Here is a 19026-nt window from a genome sequence, read left to right on the forward strand (position 1 = left end):
GTTTTTACGCACTAATACTACTAAGATGTTAGGTTTAACGCAAACGATCAACAGATTTTACAAGATCTTCATCCTTTTTGATAGCTCTGTTGGCCAGAACTAGAAAAACGATAGAAAATACAGGAATCAGCATCCCAATACCCTTCTCAGAGACCGCCGTCTCTCCGGATAAATTTAGCGACCGGTAAACGAAAAATCCTAGTAAAAAAAGATTTAATATCATATTCAATCTGTTCAGCACAAATTGATTTTGTCTTTTCTTAAAAAGAAATATAGCTATAATTGCCATTAGCGAAATTGCATAAAAGGCAATAGAAATCAACATATCGTTTTTAGCAAAAATTTCACCGTTTTCAGTTTCTCCCCATAGGTTTAAAAAAAACGGCACAACACCTGCCAAAAGTGCCACAAACAGTAAATATAACGTCTGAATTCTCTGAATCATTGCTTATTTCAGTTTCTGATGGGCAAAAATACGTGTCTTTTCGATAAATAACAGTCCATCTTTAAAAATAATTTGTATCATTGTACTGTTATTATCAAGTATACTTACCCGGGAACATCTTTCCTAATTGTAATATTCCAATAACAATTTACTTCAAAATTAGATAACAAGTTTAACTTATTGATTACTTAATGTTCGAGATTTCAGATCTAAAAGCAAAAAAGCTTCCTGAATTACAGGAAATAGCAAAGGGATTAAATATTCCTAAATTCAAGACCACCAAAAAACTGGATTTGGTCTACCAAATTTTAGATGTACAAGCATCTAACCCAAAAGCTGTAGCCCAAGCTGCACCTTCTTCAGATACTAAAGAAGAAAAACCAAAACCGAGACCAAGACCTAGGCAGGCAAAAAAGCCAGTTGAAAAAATCGAGACCAAAGCAAAAGAAGCTGTTAAAACAGACAACCCTAGTTCAGATAACACAGAGGTTTCTCAAGAAAAACGAGAGCCACAAAAAAATAGTCCCAATCAAAAAAGGGAACAACACAAACCCAATCCACAACACAAAAATCAAAATCGCAAGCCTAACCCTAGGCCACAGCACGAGAAAAAGAGCAGCAATTTTGATAAAGATCTAAAAAACAGATACAAAGAACCAGAATTTGAATTCGATAGTATCATTGAAAGCGAAGGGGTTCTTGATATCATGCAAGATGGATATGGTTTTTTAAGATCATCGGATTACAACTATTTATCATCACCAGATGATATTTATGTATCGCAATCTCAGATTCGTCTATTCGGATTAAAAACCGGGGATACCGTTTTAGGAAATGTAAGACCACCGAAGGAAGGTGAAAAATATTTTCCACTGATTAAGGTGAGCAAAATTAATGGTATTGATCCAAAAGTTGTTCGCGACCGGGTTTCTTTTGAGCATTTGACACCATTGTTCCCTCAAGAGAGATTTAAACTAGCGGAACGTCAGGCTTCTATTTCAACAAGAATCATCGATTTGTTCTCTCCTATCGGAAAAGGACAACGTGGTATGATCGTTTCTCAGCCTAAAACCGGTAAAACGATGTTGCTAAAAGACATTGCCAACGGAATTGCGGCCAACCACCCAGAAGTCTATCAAATTATATTATTGATTGATGAAAGGCCCGAAGAAGTTACCGACATGCAGCGTAATGTAAGAGGAGAAGTAGTAGCATCTACTTTTGATAAGGAAGCCACAGAACACGTTCGTGTTGCAAATATTGTTCTTGAAAAAGCAAAACGTTTAGTAGAATGTGGTCATGATGTAGTCATTCTTTTAGATTCCATTACACGTTTGGCCAGAGCATACAACACGGTACAACCAGCTTCTGGTAAGGTATTAAGTGGTGGTGTCGATGCAAATGCACTGCACAAACCAAAACGTTTCTTTGGGGCGGCCCGTAATATAGAAAATGGAGGGTCTTTATCGATTATCGCAACAGCATTGACCGAAACTGGCTCTAAAATGGATGAAGTTATCTTTGAAGAATTCAAAGGTACTGGTAATATGGAACTTCAGTTAGATCGTAAGATTGCTAATCGAAGAATATTCCCGGCGATTGATCTTACTTCTTCCAGTACTCGTAGAGATGATTTATTATTGGATGAGTCCACAATTCAACGTATGTGGATTATGCGAAAATATTTAGCCGATATGAACCCCGTTGAGGCCATGGAGTTTATTGAACAACGTTTTAAACAAACCAAAAACAATGAAGAATTTTTAATGACAATGAATCAATAAAAATTTCTCTTGAGAATAATAAAGGCCCTATCTATAATAATAGTTAGGGTTTTTTCTTGATTTCTCTTTAAAGAAAAACCCTATCTTTAAATCAAGATTCCCCCATCTAATTGTAAACATTTAACCATTTACTTATGAAAAACAATCAAAAATGGGTTCTTGCCCTTTCATCCATTCTAATTTTAGTTGCCACTTCATGTTTAGAAAAACCAAAAGAGGAAAAAGAAAAACATGAACAAGAAGAGGAAATTACTAAAGCGCCGGAAGGAATAATTACGCTAGCTGAAGCAGATACGCTCTATGTGAATTATACTAAAAATAGAGCTGATGCTATTTTAGAGTTTGAAACAAATAGACAAGAAGAGGAAGAAGCAAAGCCTTTTATACCCTCTCGTTTTGTATCTTTTAATGTAAAAGACCTTAAGAGTTATATTGCTTATGTAGAGAAAAAAGCTAAAGCGGGTGGAACCGAAGTTGATAGTCTGAGGGTTTATTTGGGTAATTATGGCACCAAAAAGAAAGGATGGAAAAAGAAAAATAGGAATACCGTTTTCTTTGTTCCTGCAGCGCAAGTAGATGGTGATTATGGGGGAATTTATATTGGTGCGGATGGCAGTGCAAAATTATTATATGATTATTGGTCCAACGAAATAAAAAGTCAAAAATCTAAGGCAAGTATACTTCCTTCCTTGAATACATTGTTTTATCAAGATGAGAGTCTGATTTTGAATGAAGGTGGATTATCCCCGCCTCCAAAAACTGACTTCTAATGGATGAAATTATTGCGTTTTTAGGTGCCTATTGCTTTATTTTAGTTTACGGGTTAACCTTGATAATTTCAATTTACTACTATAGGAAGTATTTTGATACGGTATTAAAATACTTCCCCATTATTATAGCTTATACTTTTTTTAATGAGTTATTGGGTGTACTAATCAGGGATTTTAATCATTTTCAACTTATATCAGAAGAAAATTATGCTACTCATAATACTGTAATATACAATATATACAATTTTATTTTTTTTCTATACTTCTTATACCTTTACCATCATTCAATAAAATCTAAAGGCAAAAAAAATATAATTAAAGTCGGTGCCGTTCTCTTTTTAATAAGTACGTTGACAAATTCTATTCTACAGAATTTTTCTGTTTACCCGCAATTATACTCGTATTTAACGGGAGTATTCGTGTTGATTTTAAGTATACTTTTATATTTAAGCGATTTAAACAAACACCATACTAACATTCCAAAAAAATATAATTTACTGGTATGGATTTCTTATGGTTTACTTGCATTTAATATCTATTATTTCCCCGTTAAACTTGTACGGAATATAAATTTTGATTTTTACGCGGCGTATTTAAATAAATCTCACTTATTTATGATTGTATTAATGTACATCTTATTCAGTACTGGTTTTATTATCAGTAAGAGAAGGGCTTTCCGCTAAACCAATAATTTGATAGAATTTCTAATAAGTAGTTTTTTTATCCCGGTATATTTTATTGCCTGGGTCATTTCAATGCTTACCTACAAAAAGTATTTTGATACAGTAATGCGTTTCTTTCCAATCTTTATCGCCTATACCTTTTTTACGGAAACCTTAGGTTACTTCATCGTAAACTTTGAAGAATTTAGCTTTTTTGAAGAAAAGGAATATGCCTGGCACAATGTTATCATTTATAACATCTATTCCATTTTAAGCTTTCTATTTTTTTTCTGGATGTATTGGAAATTAGTATTCAATAGAAAATATAAAAAGACTATTCTTTTTCTTTCTCTACTGACTACGATTTCATTTATAGTAAACGCTCTACTTCAAGACCCCATGCATACGGGACTCTATTTCGCAGATCTAATTTCCTCATATTCCCTATTGCTAACCATTATACTGTACTTCAAAGACAAAAAGGAAAAAGGATTTCCTTTAATCCAACCAAACAACCTTATGTTTTGGGTAAGTTCAGGGTTTTTTATTTTTTACCTTGTCTTTCCACATTTATTCTTTGTAGGCTTCGAATTTCCAGAAATCTGGATAACCTATAATTTTAGAAAAATTCTGCAGGTATTCATTGTGATCATGTACACGCTTTTCTGTATTGGTTTTCTTAAAAGTAAACGACGTGATTTTAGGTGATATATAGACAATAAAAAAGCCCCAACTAAGTAGTTAGGGCTCTAAATATTGAGATGATAAAGCGTTACAATGTTGCAACTTTTGTCATCAATTTACTTTTTAAGTTAGCAGCTTTATTAGAGTGAATGATATTGCGTTTTGCCAATTTATCTATCATACTAACTACTGATGGCAACAAAGTCTCTGCGGCCTTTTTATCTTCTTCACTACGAAGTTTCTTAATAGCATTACGCACTGTTTTGTGCTGGTATCTATTACGTAAACGTACTGCTTCGTTTCTTCTAATTCTTTTTAATGCTGACTTATGGTTTGCCATTACTTTTATTTAAAATGTGAAATACAAATCGAAAAAAAATCAACTTATACCTCGTTTATAGTTTTTATTAGTAGCCCGTAGGGGAATCGAACCCCTGTTACCAGGATGAAAACCTGGCGTCCTAACCCCTAGACGAACGGGCCATTAAGATTTCAAATCGTTTTAGTTCTTGGTTCGAACAAAAGCCAAACCTATTAACTAAAACTATTCGTAGCCCGTAGGGGAATCGAACCCCTGTTACCAGGATGAAAACCTGGCGTCCTAACCCCTAGACGAACGGGCCATTATAATTAGAACGTGGGTGCATTGCTGCAAGCCTAAAAATATCAATTTATTCTAAAGGCGGGTGCAAAAATACAACTATTTTTAACTATTGCAAGAGCTAAATATATTTTTTAGTATGCTTTCGCAAACAATACGCGATAAGGAGAAGGTTTTCCTGTCACTATACATTCTCCAACCACTTCTTTTACATCAATGGGGATACATCGAATTGTAGCCTTTGTCTCTTCCTTAATTTTATCTTCGGTCTCCATAGTACCATCCCAATGAGCAGAAATAAAACCACCTTTCTCTTCTAAAACTTTTTTGAATTCTTCATAAGAATCAACCTCCGTGATATGACTTGCTCTATGGTCTAAAGCCTTCTTATAAATGTTTTTCTGAATCTCATCCATAAGTGATATTACCCTTTCTACCACCTCATCTGCTGGCACTGACTGTTTCTCAAAAGTGTCGCGTCTGGCAACTTCAAAAGTCCCATTTTCAATATCGCGTTGACCAATTGCCAAACGCACCGGCACCCCTTTAAGCTCATATTCATTAAACTTAAAACCTGGCTTATGTGTATCTCTACTATCGAACTTCACCGAAATTCCTTTAGAACGAAGTTCTTTTACCAAAGGATTCACTTTTTCAGATATTACATCTAATTGCTCTTGTCCTCTGTATATTGGCACTATCACCACTTGAATCGGAGCCAGTTTTGGTGGAAGCACCAAACCTTTATCATCACTATGCGTCATGATCAACGCGCCCATCAAACGTGTGGAAACTCCCCACGAAGTAGCCCAAACATAATCTTGTTTTCCTTCCTTATTCGCAAATTTAACATCAAAGGCCTTAGCAAAATTCTGCCCTAAAAAGTGAGAGGTACCTGCCTGAAGTGCTTTTCCATCTTGCATTAAAGCCTCGATACAAAATGTTTCAATGGCACCTGCAAAACGCTCACTCTCTGTTTTTGTACCCTTAATAACCGGAACGGCCATAAATTCTTCCGCGAACTCGGCATATACATGCATCATTTGCTCAGCTTCTTGCATTGCCTCATCTTTGGTCGCATGGGCGGTATGACCCTCTTGCCACAAAAATTCAGCAGTACGTAAGAAAAGGCGTGTACGCATTTCCCAGCGCACAACATTGGCCCATTGGTTAATTAATAATGGTAAATCACGGTAAGATTGTATCCATCTGCGATACGTATCCCAGATAATAGTTTCTGAAGTGGGTCTTACTATTAACTCTTCCTCTAATTTTGCGTCTTCATCGACAACAATTCCACTTCCATCCTCGGCATTTTTAAGTCTATAATGAGTAACAACAGCACATTCTTTTGCGAAACCCTCTACATGGCTTGCTTCTTTGCTGAGATACGATTTTGGTATAAAAAGTGGAAAATAGGCGTTTTCGTGTCCTGTCTCTTTGAACATTTTATCTAACTGGGCCTGCATTTTCTCCCATATCGCAAAACCATAGGGTTTAATGACCATACAGCCACGTACGCCAGAGTTTTCGGCAAGGTCAGCTTTTACAACAAGTTCGTTGTACCATTTGGAATAATCTTCCGCTCTGCTTGTTAAATTTTTACTCATTAATTATAGTTTGGCACAAAACTTGTGATTAAGTTAACAGAAAAATAGAGCGGTAAAACTAACTATTTTTACTATGTTCAACAATAAAATTTAAAAGATGGATAATACTTTACCCCGCCAAAAATTTCAATTTGTCCTAACATCGTTGTTAGGCGTCCTCTTTCTAGCGTCTTGTGGTTCGTACCAACAAGCATCCTATTATGAGAACGATGGTATTTACGCCAGCGGAAATCGTACCGTAGCAGTAGAAAAGAGATCACCAGAAGCGGTTAGAACCCAAGAATTGGAAACTAACACCTATGGAGAATACTTCGGTCAAAGAGCAGATCAGTATGCCGAAATTTTGGATAGTGAGGTTTTTACAGATATTGATGGTTATACTAGTAATGGGGTAAATGATACACTTCAAGTAGGTGAACAAACCGACTATTTTGCCTACAATAACAATTATGAGGGAAATCCAGGTTGGGGCGATAATCCTACGAGTATAAATATAAACGTCTATGATAATGGTTGGAACAACTGGGGCTGGGGCGGAGGCTTCGGTTGGGGCTGGAACGACCCTTGGTTATGGAATGGTGGATTTGGATGGGGTTGGAACAATCCATGGAGATGGAACCGTTGGAACAGATGGGGCTGGGGCGGCGGCTTCGGATGGAATAACTGGGGCTGGAACAACTGGGGTTGGAATGGAGGCTTCGGATGGGGCTGGAATGCCGGCTTTGGCTGGGGCGGTCATTATGGATGGAATAGATTCAACAACTTCAACAACCGCGGATTTTACAACAACTATGCGTATAATAGAACCCGAAGAGGTTACAACAATAACAACAGGGTTGCTAGCAATTCTTTACGTGGAAGATCAAATTTAGGTGCCAGAACTGGTTCTTCAAACAGGTATCGTTCGAATTCAGGTCGTTCTAGTGTCACAAGAAGCAACTCGGCAACATCAAGAAGCTCTAGAAGTCATGTTTCTGCTAGAAGGTCTGTAAGTTCAGATGCTATCGCTAGAAATAGAAATTTTAGAAGTAGCCGTAGTACAAGATCTGTACCTAGATATAGCGGTATTACACGTTCTAATCAAACATACAGAAGTACAAGCCCAAGAAGTAGCGGATATCGAAGTTCTACTTCGGGTAGAAACCCTTCGTATAGAGGCTCAGCGACAGGACGTAGTACTTCAAGATACCAATCTTCAGGAAGAACTGCACCAAGAAGTAGTGGTTACAGAAGTTCTTCTAGAGGCAGTTCACGAAGCTCAGGCTATCGAAGTTCGGGTAGCAGCTCCAGAAGTTCTGGATACAGAAGTTCAGGAAGCTCCTCAAGAAGCAGCGGAAGTTTTAGAAGTTCAGGTGGCTCATCGCGCAGTAGCGGAAGTTTTAGAAGTTCATCTGGAGGTTCTAGATCTTCAGGCGGAAGATCTTCTGGAGGAGGAAGAAGCAGCGGAAGAAGAAACTAAATTCATCAAACAAATTTTAGAGCAATGAGAAAGCTATTTATTTTAAGCTTGGGAATGCTATGCACTTTCGTGAGCGCCCAAAATATAAACGACGTAGTAAGATATAGCAGTGACAATCTTCAAGGAACAGCTAGATTTCAAGCCATGGGAGGCGCCTTTGGAGCATTAGGAGGTGACTTGTCATCGCTAAACATAAATCCTGCGGGTTCTGCTGTTTTTAATTTTAGTGAGTTTACCGTCACAGGTTCCAATTACAATCGTGACAACAGTGCTATTTATGGAAATAGAACGTTGAATACAGACTTAAATTCACTTGAAATTAATCAAGTAGGCGCTGTATTTGTATTTAAGGCTTCTGATGACAATCCGTGGAAAAAAATATCCTTAGCCGTGAATTATGACTTGGTACAAAACTTTGATAACCAGTTCAGCGCTGCTGGAAGTTCTACAGAGGGATTAGATAATTACTTCTTAAATTTTGCACAAGGGCAAGAACTTAGAAACCTTAGAACATTTGAAGGCGAACGAGCTGATGATGCCTATTTAGATATCGGATCTTCGCTAGGTTTTGGTGCCCAACAGGCTTTTTTAGGTTTTCAATCGGGCTTGATCGAGCCAAATGAGGATGTTGATGAAAATACTAGCTACTTTTCAAATGCACAGTATGCTAACCTAGATCAAGATTACACACAGGTAACTAGCGGTTACAACAGTAAGTTTACCTTAAATTTAGCCGGTCAATATCAAGAAAATCTATATTTGGGCGCTTCATTGAATTTTCACTCGGTTTTTTACGAGAAGTCAACAACGTTCAGTGAAACCGGCTATGACCCAGCTTCTGATGTACAATTTGCAGCGTTTGATAACTTTTTACAGACCGAAGGAAACGGCTTTTCGTTCAGTTTAGGTGCTATTGCCAAATTGAACGATAATATTAGAGTCGGCGGTAGTTACCAATCGCCTACATGGTATAGCCTAACCGACAATATTTCACAACGCATCAGTGTGACTTCACCTGTGGCGAATCCTAATTTGGATTTAATCAATTTTAATCTAGTCAGCATATTTCCTGACTACAATATCAAAACACCATCTAAACTTACAGGTAGTGCCGCGATTGTATTTGGAAAGGAAGGCTTGTTAAGTTTCGACTATGGCTACCAAGATATGTCGAAGGCTGAACTGAGGCCCACTTCTGACCCTGCTTTTGCTGGTGAAAACGATTTAATAGCCGAGCAACTAAGAAACGTTAATAGCTATAGAATTGGCGGTGAGTATAGAATTGAACGTGTAAGCTTAAGAGCAGGCTACCGTTTTGAAGAAAGCCCATATGAGAATGAATTGATATTGGGGGACCTTATCGGATATTCTGGGGGTATTGGTTATAGTTTTGGTGCCAACCGATTAGACTTGGCCTATAATAGAACGGAACAGGATACCAATGCTTTTTTCTTTGATTCAGGAGCATCAAACTCGGCCATGGTCAATCGTATCAATACGAATGTCAGCCTAGGTTTTACAATGAAATTCTAAAGAAAGATTATTGAAACGGGCCGGCTACTTTGCTGGCCTTTTTTTTATCGCAAAAGCGTAAAATGTCTTCGTGTTGTGCTTGCGACTACTACCCCTTGGTCATTTCTGTCATATTCTAGTTTAAACCAGTAATCGGAAGAAGGAAGTGCGCGCCCATTAAAAGTACCATCCCAACCAGGTGAATTTTCATCTATTTGTTTTAACAATTTTCCATAACGGTCAAAAATGAATACATCAGGATTTGATAACTCCGAAATACCTAATATCTGCCATTCATCATATATACCATCACCGTTAGGGCTGAAAAATTTGGGATAACCAACTACCAAAAAGTCCTCCTCTACCATACCACAACCATTCTTATCATTTATAATTACGGTATTTAAACCTGGGGGTACATCAAGAAATATTGCTTCATCTTGGAACTCCCCACCATTTATAGCATACTCGTAATCTCCTGTTGTGAGTGTCGTTATCTCAATGTCATAGGTATCCACCTCAGGATTATCCCTTAAATCTTCAACAATAATAACCTCATCAAGTTCTGGTGTGGGGAAGAATGTAATTAAAATATCATCTACAATATCTCCAAAAGGTGTTTCGATTGTTACAAAATAACGCCCCGAATTAGGACTAGTAACCGTATACTCAAATTCGGCCGGTCCACTTAAAAGATTTGCATTATCTAAGGTACCGTCATCATCGGTATCTACAGACCAAGTAACATTGTTTACATTTGGTCCTGCAGGGGAATTTCTAGCATTCAACACGATATCTGGGTCGCCTTCACATGCAACAATGTCCAATCCTAAAAACTCATCTCTCAAGGTGCAATCCAAGGCAGTATCTTGATCTGCATCTACGGACGAACCTGTAAAGGTTAAAGAAAATGGTTCTGGATCACCATCAAAATTGGTGTTGTAGTTATTTATGAATAAATAATAGAGTTCTCCTGCAACCACATCTAACCACTCATCATATGTATTTTGACTTCCTTTTACAAAGGGCGCACCAACTTGTCCGTTTCCTGGGTTAACACCAATACCGGTAAAGCCTGTGGAGTTCACTTCGTAGTTACAACGGATTGGCTGTGCCGTTCCGTCACCAATAATCGTACAATAATTTTGACCATCTGTTTGATCAAAAGGCCCATAAAGTGCAAAATCCCACTCTGCCGTGGCGGACAATGTTTCAATGTCAAAACCTATCTGACCGTCCGTGCCTGCCCTAAAAACAAACCAAGAGGTATTGTTCTCTATGTTGGCGGAAGCTACGCTACCTTTTTCTAAACAACCTGTTTGTCGTATTACATCGGCATCAAATTCATCGATATCGCCACTACCATCAACAAATGGCATAATAGGTTCACCATCGGCACATACAGGTATGGCCGTTCGGCAATCCCCAGAATTTGCGGTTTGGGCAGTTAATCCTATTGAAAAAAGGAAAAAAAAGCAAGTAGCACTAAATAGTGTTCGCATAGTAGTGTGGGGCTAATGTTATGCTTTCAGTTATCTTACATAACTACCAAAGTGCACCATTTAGTATGTTTAAACCGAAAAAAAATACAGTTAATCGATAAAATGCATTCTAGCTATTTTAAAGCAAGCCATTTTATCGTCGTAGCGAGAAATTCTTCTGTAAAAATTTATCCACAAGTCTAGTACCGTTATCGTCTAAATAACTCAGCTTAAACCAATAATCAGATTCCGGCATTTGTTGACCAGAAAAGGTGCCGTCCCAACCGGGATCGTTTGCATTTAATTGTTTAATTAATTTTCCGTAACGATTGTATATCGAAATCACAGGCTCATTTAAATACTCCATTCCCTCAATGCGCCAACTGTCATTTATGCCATCTCCGTTAGGGGAAAAATAAGCGAAGTACCCCACAACTGCTATTTCTTCCGTAACCACGCCGCAACCATTTAAATCTCTCATAAAAACCGTATGATTTCCAGGTAATACATCTTCAAATATCGGTTCTGTTTGAAATTCTCCATCATCTAAACGGAATTCAAAATCACCATCGAGCTCGGTTAGTATAGTTACTGTGTTAGAGATGCTAAAACCATCAATCTCAAAAGCGCTGATTTCAGGAGAAATTGAGGTAATTACTTCAATAGTTCTGGTACGTACGCAGTTTACGTTACCTTGAGAGGTAGTAGCGGTTAGAATATAAGTTCCTGGTTCCGATACGGTAATAGATGGCGTTGTTTGGCCCGTATTCCATGAATATGCGTAATTCGGATTTGATGTTGCTTGGCCAATAGTGGCCGTAGAGCCATCTTCGCAAAGAAAAAGTTGCTGATCTAGATCAAGAATTGGAGCTGCAATACCTTCAAATTCAAAACTTTGAGATGCATCATAGCAATTTGGGTTTTCTAAAGAACTTACTCTTACGAAAATGGTTTCAACCCCTGTTGTTTTTTCATATTTTTTAGGCAGTTCGTTTATACCCATTTGAGCGTCGGCCAAAGAACTATAATAACCAACTAAAAAACTATTGGCGTCTTGCCCGTTTAAGGCTTCCATATCTTTCTGGCCTAGGTCATAAGGCACATCTGCACTGACACAAACAACCTCATGAACTAAAGGCCCTGCAACCGGTCGTGAAGAAAAAGCGACCTGAACATCACTTATAATAGTCTCTGCGCTAGTTATGACTTCAACCCGGTACAAAGCTGCTATATTAATGGTTAAAGTTGAATTTGATTGGTTTTGTATCAATTGAAAACCACTACCAAAATCTCTATACCATCTGTAACTTACAGCATTACTTGTTGTAGCGTCTAATTGCACCGTTTCATTTTCACATGCTACAATCGGAGCACCTAAGAGATTACTAATTATTGAGCAATCCAAGGCATCGGTAGGGTTGGTATTGAAAATATCCCCAGTAAACTGAATTGAGAATCCTGAATCAGAACTTGAAAAATTATTAATTAACAAATAATAGTTTTGACCAGGCTCAACATTGACCCAATCTTCATATTGTAATGATGCCGTATTTCCTGTCGGGTCTTCTCCTACTCCGATAAATTGATTTTCATCTCGATTATCAAAAAAATTACAACGGATAGGCTCTCCTAAATCATTACAATTATCTGCCAGATACAATGCGAAATCCCAATCTTCTGAGGCATCATGACCTATGTTAAATCCTAATTGACCAGAAGCGCTTGTTCTAAATCGATACCAAGAAGAATTCGATTCTATTGCCCCGGTTGTTGTGGCTTCGAGACAACCACTGCGCGTAGCTCCGTTAAAATCGTCAAGACCAAAGCCGTTTGCACCACCATTTGCCGGGGTATTCGAGCAAATGGGCACAGCACTTGAGCAATCGCTTGAAACTTGTGCGTTCAAAAGACCGCCAATACTAATCAATAAAATAAAAAGCGCATACCGCTTAGGCATAAGTACTTATTAATTGGGGTGTTACAAATTTAATTTGCTACCACCGTTAACAAGAATTTATGTTGTCAAAGGCTAGAACAGCGATGTTAAATACTGCATTAATGTATATCTTTGCAACCTTTATTAGGTGTGAAATGAAAATAGAGCAAGTATTGGAAGATAACTATGAAGATGTTGGTAACGACCATGTCGGTTCATCTGCGGACACCCCCATGCGAAAAGATGCTTTCGAGTTGAGCGATGAAGAAAAAATTGAGCGCATAAAGAAGAATGTCAGTGACATCATGCATACTTTAGGTCTTGACTTAACGGACGACAGCCTAAGCGGCACACCGAATAGAGTCGCCAAAATGTATGTAAAAGAAATTTTCGGAGGATTAAATCCTGATAAAAAACCAAATTCATCAACTTTTGACAATAAGTACAAGTATGGCGAAATGTTGGTCGAAAAAAATATTACACTCTATTCTACCTGCGAACATCATTTATTGCCAATAGTTGGCCGAGCTCATGTAGCCTATATTTCTGCCGGCACTGTTGTTGGTCTTTCTAAAATGAACCGTATTGTTGATTATTTTGCAAAACGGCCTCAAGTACAAGAGCGTTTGAATATTCAGATAGTAAAAGAACTACAAAGCGTTTTAGGTACCGAAGACGTAGCATGCGTTATAGATGCAAAACATTTATGTGTAAACTCTCGCGGAATTCGTGATATTGAAAGTAGTACTGTAACTGCGGAGTATGGTGGTAAGTTTAAAGAAGAAGCGCTACGCAGGGAGTTTTTAGATTACATCAACCTAGATACCGAATTTTAATGCAATTATTCAGTAGCCAAGTTCTAAAAGTTTATAATTCACTTACTGGAAAAAAAGAACAGTTCAAACCTTTGAAAGAAGGGTACATTGGCATGTATGTTTGTGGCCCGACAGTGTATAGCAATGTGCATTTAGGCAATTGCCGCACCTTCATGTCTTTCGATATGATTTTTCGTTATTTCAAGCATCTTGGCTACAAAGTTCGTTATGTACGAAATATTACTGACGCCGGGCATTTAGAAAATGATGCGGACGAAGGTGAGGACAAGATTGCCAAAAAAGCGAAACTTGAGCAGATAGAGCCCATGGAAGTAGTGCAGCGTTACACGGTAGATTTTCATGAAACTTTACAAAAATTTAATTTTTTACCCCCAAGTATTGAACCGACTGCCACGGGGCACATTATTGAACAAATAGAGATCATTAAGGAGATTCTGGTAAAAGGCTTTGCTTATGAGATAAATGGCTCTGTATATTTTGATGTTGTCAAATTCAATGAAACCAATGACTATGGTAAGCTTAGTGGACGTAAGCTAGAGGATATGATCGCTAACACGCGTGAGCTTACCGCACAAAGTGATAAGAAGAATCCGCAAGATTTTGCACTTTGGAAAAAAGCAGAGGAGCAGCACATTATGCGCTGGCCTTCGCCTTGGGGCGACGGTTTCCCTGGCTGGCATTTAGAATGTACCGCTATGAGCACTAAATACCTTGGGGAGAATTTTGATATTCACGGTGGTGGAATGGATTTAAAGTTTCCGCATCACGAATGTGAGATAGCACAGGCAGAGGCAAGCAATGGACATACGCCCGTTAATTATTGGTTGCATGCCAATATGCTGACCCTGAACGGTAAAAAAATGTCAAAATCTACCGACAATAATATTTATCCGAATGAAATTTTTAGTGGCGATAACAACATACTAAGCAAAGCTTTTGCACCATCAGTAGTTCGCTTTTTTATGCTACAAGCACATTATACTAGTATTTTAGATTTAAGTAATGATGCCTTGTTAGCTTCAGAAAAAGGGTATTACCGGTTAATGGAAGCCTACAAAACTTTAGAAAGTCTAGAAACCGGAAACACGGGCTCCTTTAATTATAAAGCATGGCAACAAAAATGCTATGACGCGATGAACGACGATTTTAACACGCCTATTTTGATTGCACATCTTTTTGATGCCGCAAAACAAATAAACCTAATAAAAGATGGCGGTGAAACAATTTCTGAGGCCGATAAAAAGTTTCTCAAAACTACTTTAGACAATTTTATTTTCGATGTTCTCGGATTAGAAAGCCCAACATCAAAAGAAGGAAAATCGGATACTCTAGCGGGAGTCGTGCAACTCTTAATTCAACTTAGAAATAAGGCTAGAGCCAACAAAGACTTTGCTACCTCAGACCAAATAAGAGATGAGCTTATCGCTTTGGGAATTCAGCTTAAGGATGGTAAAGACGGAACAACTTTTAGCTTAGACTAGTTTGAAAAAAATATTGATAGCCCCGTTTGTATTTTTAGTACGTGCATACCAGCTATTGATTTCCCCTTATACTCCTGCGACTTGTCGTTACAGCCCTACTTGTTCTACGTATACGATAGAAGCTTTAAAAAAACATGGGCTTTTTAAAGGTGGATGGCTCGCAATAAAACGGATTTTTAGCTGTAACCCGTGGGGTGGAAAAGGTTATGACCCTGTACCGTAGAAATACAAATTCAGGAATCAAATTTAAGAGTCAAGTTCAAAACTTCGACAGGCTCAGTTTGACAAAGTTTGTGTGAAAGATTCAAACTCAAACCATGGACCACAATTTTCTGAAATCTAATATCTAAAAGCGGAGCGGTCTAATTTCTATTTATTTATCTTAGTCCAAAAATTATTTGCATGCATTTTTTAGCTTTCAACTGGAATCCAGATGATATTCTTTTCAAGATAGGCTTTGTCCAAATCAAGTATTACAACCTGTTGTGGATTTTAGCTTTTGTTGTTGGATGGTACCTAATGAAACAGATTTTCAAAAAAGAAAATAAGTCTTTAGAAAAGCTCGACTCTCTCTTTGTATATGCGGTGGTTTCAATTATGCTGGGCGCTCGATTGGGGCATGTCATCTTTTATGATTGGGATTACTACCAAGACCACCTTCTTGAGATTTTACTTCCGATACGCGAGAGCGCAGATGGCACCCTATTCGGAATCATTAATGGTTGGGAGTTTACCGGTTTTACGGGATTGGCCAGTCATGGAGCAACTATCGGAGCATTTATAGCATTGTATTTGCTCTCTAGAAAATTTAAGGATATGAGCTTTATGTGGCTTTTAGACAGAGTTGCAGTAGTGAGTTCAATAGGTACCGCTTTTGTTAGGTTAGGTAATTTCTTTAATTCAGAAATCAACGGTAAGGTTGTTGACCAGTCTTTTGCTTTTGCAACGCGTTTCGTTAGAGACTCAGACGACATGCCGGCCTATAAGGCAATGCAATTAACTAAAGAAAAAACAGCCAGTGCTGCTTACAAAGCTATTGAGAACAATCCTGAGTATGCCAGCGTTCTAGAGAGTATCCCCTACCGACACCCTGCGCAATTATACGAAGCTTTCTTATACCTAATTCTATTTGCAATTATGTTTTTCTTTTACTGGAAAACTGATAAAAGTAAAAAACCTGGATTCTTATTTGGGCTATTTATGCTCGGTTTGTGGTCGGCTCGGTTTTTTGTTGAATATTTTAAGAAAAGTCAAGGAGGTTTCGAAGATACCTGGGGAACTTTCACAACAGGGCAGTGGCTTAGTATCCCTATGATTTTAGTTGGCTTGTATTTTATGTTCAGACCTGTAAGTAGTAAGTAGTAAGTAGTAAGTAGTAAGTAGTAAGTAGTAAGTAGTAAGTAGTAAGTAGTAAGTAGTAAGTAGTAAGATGAAATATTTTTTTAAGTATTGTACAATTTTTTTGTCCGTGTTTTTTATAGTTTTTACGTCTTGTAAAGGAGAGAAAAAGACTGAGATAAAGACGGAAACTATTGATTTTACTAAAGAAGGTGAATTATCGATTTTCAAGAAAGATTCGCTTTTGGTTAATCTTGATATTGAAATCGCCGAAACCGATTACGAAACAGAGACAGGATTAATGTACAGGTCATCTATGGAAGAAAAACAGGGAATGCTTTTTATTTTTCCTGATGTGGCCATGCATTCTTTTTACATGAAGAATACCGAGTTTCCTTTAGATATTGTCTTTATAGATGAAAACCTGAAAATTGCCAGTTTTCAAGAAAATGCGCAGCCCTACAATGAAACAGGTCTGTCTTCACAAGTGCCTATTAAATATGTACTAGAGGTAAATGCTGGACTTGCAGAAAAATGGTTATTAGAAGTTAAGGATAGCGTCATTTTTACCAGAAAATAATGGTATCACCTTATCTTTTAGAAGGTCAAAAAAGTCAACGCCTATATTTTCGAAAGATAACACCAGAAGATTATCAACTTTGGCTGCCCTTTTATCAAAATCCAGCTTCAACGCAATACTGGGATGGACTACCTGAAAATCCGGAACAAGCCTGCAAAGAACAATTTAAAAGGATTTTTGAAAGATACGAGCAGCATTTAGGGGGTATGAATGCCTTAGTCCTTAAAACCACCAATGAGCTTATTGGTATGTGTGGCTTATTAATTCAAACTGTTGATAATGTAACAGAATTAGAAATTGGTTATTCTGTTTTGCCCAAATATTGGCGCAAAGGCTTTGCGTTTGAAGCAGCCAAGAAATGCAGGAATTATGCCTTTCAAAACGATTTGACCGAATCACTTATCTCTATTATTCACGTTGATAACATTCCTTCTCAAAAAGTAGCCTTAAAAAATAAAATGCAATTGAACAAAACCACCACTTACAAAGAAAACCCTGTGCATATTTTTAGGGTTACCAAATGAATATTCGTTACTTTTCTCGATAATTTAAACATATAGTTTAGATGAATATCGTCCATTACACCATTCTTATTGATAGTACTTCACAGACCGATACTTTTCTAAATCTGTTGTTAAACGATAAATTACTTCCTGATTTTAGTGAATTGGCAGGAAAAACCGGCGCCTTATTTTCAAGCTCACAAATTGCCCATTATCTTGATAAAGAAGAAAAACATGGCATAAAACTAATTACAAAAAACACTTCGCAATCTTTGATTACCATGAGCAGTGGTGAACGAAAGAAAGCATTGCTCAATTATACTTTAGAAAGCTCACCAGACTATTTGATAGTAGTTAATCCGTTTGATAATTTAGATTATCACTATCAAAAAGAACTTAAGGGAAAACTGCTGACCCTAGCTGCAGATTTACCTATAATCCAAATTATAAACCGAGTTGAGGACTTTTTACCGTTAGCAGCAAATTACGCTAAGTTAGAGGGTGATAAACTAATTCACTTTGATAGTAAAACACATCTTTTTAGTGAGACTATCAAAACAAAAAGCACTTTTTCTAAATTGAATATTCCCAGACCCTTGAATGCCAAATTGTTCACGGGTAATAATCTGGTGAGGCTTAGAAGTGTATCGGTCAGTTTTAATGACAAACCCGTTTTGTCAAATATCAGCTGGCAGATACATTCAGGAGACTTTTGGCAATTAAAAGGCCCTAATGGCAGCGGAAAAAGCACATTACTGGCTATGATAACTGGCGATAGTCAAAAAGGATACGGGCAAGAGCTGTACCTGTTTGGCACTAAAAAAGGAAGTGGTGAAAGTGTTTGGGACATCAAAAAGAATATCGGGTATTTCACACCAGCTATGACCGACAAATTCAGAGGCTATCATACACTAGAAAATATGCTAATTTCAGGGCTTCATGACTCCATCGGACTCTATGTAAAACCCACCGAAATCGAAAAAAGATTGGCATCTGATTGGCTTGAGCTATTGCAGCTATCCGCTAAAAAAACGCAGTACTTTCACCAATTATCCACTACTGAAAAAAGAATGTTACTTACCGCCCGGGCAATGATAAAGCACCCACCATTATTATTGTTAGATGAGCCAACTTCGGGCCTTGACGATTCAAGCGCCCTTCTTTTTGTATCCCTTGTAAATAAAATAGCCAATGATAGTACTACCGCTATTGTTTATGTTTCCCATAGAGAAGAAAAAGGACTGGACCCAAAAAAGGTATTTGAATTGATACCTATAAAAAATGGTTCTACCGGGAAAATCAAGAGCTTTAAATAGTAAGGAGTAGAACCACGTATTCGAGTCA

At 37.6% G+C, this 19026-nt stretch carries 17 protein-coding genes and 2 tRNA genes; 12 read left to right on the top strand and 7 right to left on the bottom strand.

From position 1 onward, the window contains the following. Positions 1-34: 34 nt before the first annotated feature. A complete protein-coding gene (locus ACFSQJ_RS03375; protein WP_377765539.1) occupies positions 35-445 on the bottom strand; it encodes a DUF4293 domain-containing protein in 411 nt (136 codons plus the stop codon). Between the two features lie 191 nt (positions 446-636). Here ACFSQJ_RS03375 and rho point away from each other — a divergent pair, with 191 nt between their 5' ends. The 3 genes from rho to ACFSQJ_RS03390 all read left to right on the top strand — a co-directional run bounded on the left by rho (position 637) and on the right by ACFSQJ_RS03390 (position 4369). After that, positions 637-2229, top strand: coding sequence for a transcription termination factor Rho (gene rho / locus ACFSQJ_RS03380; RefSeq protein WP_377765540.1), 1593 nt, complete (start codon positions 637-639; stop codon positions 2227-2229). Between the two features lie 134 nt (positions 2230-2363). After that, complete coding sequence (locus ACFSQJ_RS03385; protein WP_377765542.1) at positions 2364-2999, top strand: hypothetical protein; 636 nt, start codon at positions 2364-2366, stop codon at positions 2997-2999. Positions 3000-3691: 692 nt separating this feature from the next. Beyond that, a complete protein-coding gene (locus ACFSQJ_RS03390) occupies positions 3692-4369 on the top strand; it encodes a hypothetical protein (protein ID WP_377765544.1) in 678 nt (225 codons plus the stop codon). A 64-nt stretch (positions 4370-4433) separates the two neighbouring features. Here the strand turns inward: ACFSQJ_RS03390 and rpsT are convergent, their stop codons facing one another. The 4 genes from rpsT to proS form a co-directional block, all read right to left on the bottom strand. Next, positions 4434-4685: a 30S ribosomal protein S20 gene (gene rpsT, locus ACFSQJ_RS03395; RefSeq protein WP_377765545.1), complete on the bottom strand. Its 252-nt coding sequence runs from the start codon at positions 4683-4685 to the stop codon at positions 4434-4436. A 71-nt stretch (positions 4686-4756) separates the two neighbouring features. Continuing rightward, positions 4757-4828, bottom strand: a tRNA-Glu gene (locus tag ACFSQJ_RS03400). Positions 4829-4896: 68 nt separating this feature from the next. After that, positions 4897-4968 (bottom strand) — tRNA-Glu (locus ACFSQJ_RS03405). Between the two features lie 112 nt (positions 4969-5080). After that, complete coding sequence (gene proS / locus ACFSQJ_RS03410; RefSeq protein ID WP_377765547.1) at positions 5081-6556, bottom strand: proline--tRNA ligase; 1476 nt, start codon at positions 6554-6556, stop codon at positions 5081-5083. Between the two features lie 97 nt (positions 6557-6653). On the opposite strand from proS, the gene ACFSQJ_RS03415 reads away from it, so the two are divergent. After that, positions 6654-8015, top strand: coding sequence for a hypothetical protein (locus ACFSQJ_RS03415; protein ID WP_377765548.1), 1362 nt, complete (start codon positions 6654-6656; stop codon positions 8013-8015). 24 nt (positions 8016-8039) lie between these two features. Next, positions 8040-9548 (top strand): OmpP1/FadL family transporter, encoded by a 1509-nt coding sequence (locus ACFSQJ_RS03420; RefSeq protein ID WP_377765550.1) that lies wholly within the window; start codon positions 8040-8042, stop codon positions 9546-9548. 44 nt (positions 9549-9592) lie between these two features. On the opposite strand, the gene ACFSQJ_RS03425 is transcribed toward ACFSQJ_RS03420, so the two are convergent. Beyond that, complete coding sequence (locus tag ACFSQJ_RS03425) at positions 9593-11029, bottom strand: T9SS type B sorting domain-containing protein (RefSeq protein WP_377765552.1); 1437 nt, start codon at positions 11027-11029, stop codon at positions 9593-9595. 133 nt (positions 11030-11162) lie between these two features. Beyond that, a complete protein-coding gene (locus ACFSQJ_RS03430) occupies positions 11163-12965 on the bottom strand; it encodes a T9SS type B sorting domain-containing protein (RefSeq protein WP_377765554.1) in 1803 nt (600 codons plus the stop codon). Between the two features lie 134 nt (positions 12966-13099). Here ACFSQJ_RS03430 and folE point away from each other — a divergent pair, with 134 nt between their 5' ends. The 7 genes from folE (at position 13100) to ACFSQJ_RS03465 (ending at position 18998) form a co-directional block, all read left to right on the top strand. After that, positions 13100-13780, top strand: a complete 681-nt coding sequence (gene folE / locus ACFSQJ_RS03435) for a GTP cyclohydrolase I FolE (protein WP_377765556.1) — start codon at positions 13100-13102, stop codon at positions 13778-13780. Then, the gene (gene cysS, locus ACFSQJ_RS03440; protein ID WP_377765557.1) at positions 13780-15261 is read left to right on the top strand and encodes a cysteine--tRNA ligase; all 1482 of its coding nucleotides are present in this window, start codon (positions 13780-13782) and stop codon (positions 15259-15261) included. Before folE ends, cysS begins: the two co-directional genes overlap by 1 nt. A gap of 1 nt (position 15262) precedes the next feature. Then, positions 15263-15484 carry a membrane protein insertion efficiency factor YidD gene (gene yidD / locus ACFSQJ_RS03445; protein WP_377765559.1) on the top strand — a complete coding sequence of 74 codons (222 nt, stop codon included), beginning with the start codon at positions 15263-15265 and terminating at the stop codon, positions 15482-15484. 179 nt (positions 15485-15663) lie between these two features. After that, positions 15664-16623: a prolipoprotein diacylglyceryl transferase gene (lgt, locus tag ACFSQJ_RS03450; RefSeq protein WP_377765561.1), complete on the top strand. Its 960-nt coding sequence runs from the start codon at positions 15664-15666 to the stop codon at positions 16621-16623. Positions 16624-16690: 67 nt separating this feature from the next. Beyond that, the gene (locus ACFSQJ_RS03455) at positions 16691-17179 is read left to right on the top strand and encodes a DUF192 domain-containing protein (RefSeq protein WP_377765563.1); all 489 of its coding nucleotides are present in this window, start codon (positions 16691-16693) and stop codon (positions 17177-17179) included. Beyond that, positions 17179-17703: a GNAT family N-acetyltransferase gene (locus ACFSQJ_RS03460; protein WP_377765565.1), complete on the top strand. Its 525-nt coding sequence runs from the start codon at positions 17179-17181 to the stop codon at positions 17701-17703. Before ACFSQJ_RS03455 ends, ACFSQJ_RS03460 begins: the two co-directional genes overlap by 1 nt. 41 nt (positions 17704-17744) lie before the next feature. Next, complete coding sequence (locus ACFSQJ_RS03465) at positions 17745-18998, top strand: ABC transporter ATP-binding protein (protein WP_377765566.1); 1254 nt, start codon at positions 17745-17747, stop codon at positions 18996-18998. Positions 18999-19026: the final 28 nt, after the last annotated feature.

It is taken from the genome of Croceitalea marina (assembly GCF_042684265.1).
Classification (GTDB): domain Bacteria; phylum Bacteroidota; class Bacteroidia; order Flavobacteriales; family Flavobacteriaceae; genus Croceitalea; species Croceitalea marina.

What these genes read in the sequence shown, in the direction of transcription:
- ACFSQJ_RS03375 (WP_377765539.1), bottom strand. Translation starts at nt 445, where the DNA reads ATGATTCAGAGAATTCAGACGTTATATTTACTGTTTGTGGCACTTTTG.
- rho (WP_377765540.1), top strand. Translation starts at nt 637, where the DNA reads ATGTTCGAGATTTCAGATCTAAAAGCAAAAAAGCTTCCTGAATTACAG.
- ACFSQJ_RS03385 (WP_377765542.1), top strand. Translation starts at nt 2,364, where the DNA reads ATGAAAAACAATCAAAAATGGGTTCTTGCCCTTTCATCCATTCTAATT.
- rpsT (WP_377765545.1), bottom strand. Translation starts at nt 4,685, where the DNA reads ATGGCAAACCATAAGTCAGCATTAAAAAGAATTAGAAGAAACGAAGCA.
- proS (WP_377765547.1), bottom strand. Translation starts at nt 6,556, where the DNA reads ATGAGTAAAAATTTAACAAGCAGAGCGGAAGATTATTCCAAATGGTAC.
- ACFSQJ_RS03415 (WP_377765548.1), top strand. Translation starts at nt 6,654, where the DNA reads ATGGATAATACTTTACCCCGCCAAAAATTTCAATTTGTCCTAACATCG.
- ACFSQJ_RS03420 (WP_377765550.1), top strand. Translation starts at nt 8,040, where the DNA reads ATGAGAAAGCTATTTATTTTAAGCTTGGGAATGCTATGCACTTTCGTG.
- ACFSQJ_RS03425 (WP_377765552.1), bottom strand. Translation starts at nt 11,029, where the DNA reads ATGCGAACACTATTTAGTGCTACTTGCTTTTTTTTCCTTTTTTCAATA.
- ACFSQJ_RS03430 (WP_377765554.1), bottom strand. Translation starts at nt 12,965, where the DNA reads ATGCCTAAGCGGTATGCGCTTTTTATTTTATTGATTAGTATTGGCGGT.
- folE (WP_377765556.1), top strand. Translation starts at nt 13,100, where the DNA reads ATGAAAATAGAGCAAGTATTGGAAGATAACTATGAAGATGTTGGTAAC.
- cysS (WP_377765557.1), top strand. Translation starts at nt 13,780, where the DNA reads ATGCAATTATTCAGTAGCCAAGTTCTAAAAGTTTATAATTCACTTACT.
- lgt (WP_377765561.1), top strand. Translation starts at nt 15,664, where the DNA reads ATGCATTTTTTAGCTTTCAACTGGAATCCAGATGATATTCTTTTCAAG.
- ACFSQJ_RS03455 (WP_377765563.1), top strand. Translation starts at nt 16,691, where the DNA reads ATGAAATATTTTTTTAAGTATTGTACAATTTTTTTGTCCGTGTTTTTT.
- ACFSQJ_RS03460 (WP_377765565.1), top strand. Translation starts at nt 17,179, where the DNA reads ATGGTATCACCTTATCTTTTAGAAGGTCAAAAAAGTCAACGCCTATAT.
- ACFSQJ_RS03465 (WP_377765566.1), top strand. Translation starts at nt 17,745, where the DNA reads ATGAATATCGTCCATTACACCATTCTTATTGATAGTACTTCACAGACC.